Annotated in this window: 1 protein-coding gene and 1 rRNA gene; one reads left to right on the forward strand and one right to left on the reverse strand. The window is 47.6% G+C overall.

The window, feature by feature from the left end; genetic code table 11:
• Positions 1-528 (forward strand): hypothetical protein (locus tag X919_RS16540; protein WP_216592156.1); only part of this gene is annotated, 528 nt, incomplete at its 5' end.
• 382 nt (positions 529-910) lie between these two features.
• On the opposite strand, the gene rrf is transcribed toward X919_RS16540, so the two are convergent.
• Positions 911-1,023, reverse strand: a 5S ribosomal RNA gene (gene rrf / locus X919_RS0106165).
• Between the last annotated feature and the right edge of the window lie 121 nt (positions 1,024-1,144).

The raw sequence follows: 1,144 nt of genomic DNA on the forward strand, positions 1-1,144 counted from the left end.
GAAAGTACAACCCCGATGGGGTTGAGGAAAACCATATGCGGCGCCCCTACCACATCACAAATGGCATGCGGCAATCTATCCGCCCAAACATTCCATCCGTTTGGATATATTGGCAAATACTTCGTCCTATCATTTTCTCCAATTGGACGTGCCGGCAACCCCTCTTTTCAAATATTCCATCCGATTGGATATATCGGTAAATGCCGCGCCAAACCATCTCCGCCATTTGAATATTTCAACAACCCCTCCGCCCGACTTTTCCTGCCGTTTGAATATATTGCAATCTACCCAACAAACTATTCCATCCGATTGAACGTGCTGGCAACCCCTCCCCCCGACTTTTCCTGCTGTTTGAATATATTGGCAATCTACCCAACAAACTATTCCATCCGATTGAACGTGCGGGCAACCCCTCCCCCCGACCATCCCATCCGTTTCGGTGTGCTGGTAATGGGTGAAAAACTACCGCATCGCGGTTATACTTTCGATAGCCCGGGGTTGCCGACGATAGGAGGCTACCCTGGGTAATGACGCAAGCGAAAAGGCTACCCCCTTGGGGGTTGTACTTTCTTTTCTCATGCTTTGCCCATTTCCCTGCAATAAATGGATTTATTCGCGAATGATATTCCTTTTGCACAAACGAATTTAAAGAAAGTACAATGCCGATGGCATAGGTTTCCGCCCTGCAAACGCATCCAGGGTAGGCTCCTATCGTCGCCAACCCTGCGCTATCGAAAGTACAAGCCCTACAGGCTTGGAATGAGTAAATGGCATACAAACAAAAAAAGGCGGCTACCTACTCTCCCGCATTGCCCTATTTGACAAGGTGTACCATTGGACGAATTGGGGAGTAGAAGGTAAACAAAAAAAGCACTCTGAAGAAATGAATCCTCAAAGTGCTTCGTAAGAAAAAAGGCGGCTACCTACTCTCCCGCATTGCATTGCAGTACCATCGGCGCAAGTGGGCTTAACTTCTCTGTTCGGAATGGGAAGAGGTGGAACCCCACCGCAATAACCACCTGATAAAGGGGTTGACATGATTTACACAAGCTACAAACTGTGAGTTAAACCCTGTGGGGTTCGAACTTTTTTGCTTAAACAACTCAAAGTAGAAGCGAGGGAAGTGAAGAAAGTTTCGGGCAAT

The sequence above is a fragment of the Prevotella sp. HJM029 genome (assembly GCF_000599605.1).
Lineage (GTDB): Bacteria > Bacteroidota > Bacteroidia > Bacteroidales > Bacteroidaceae > Prevotella.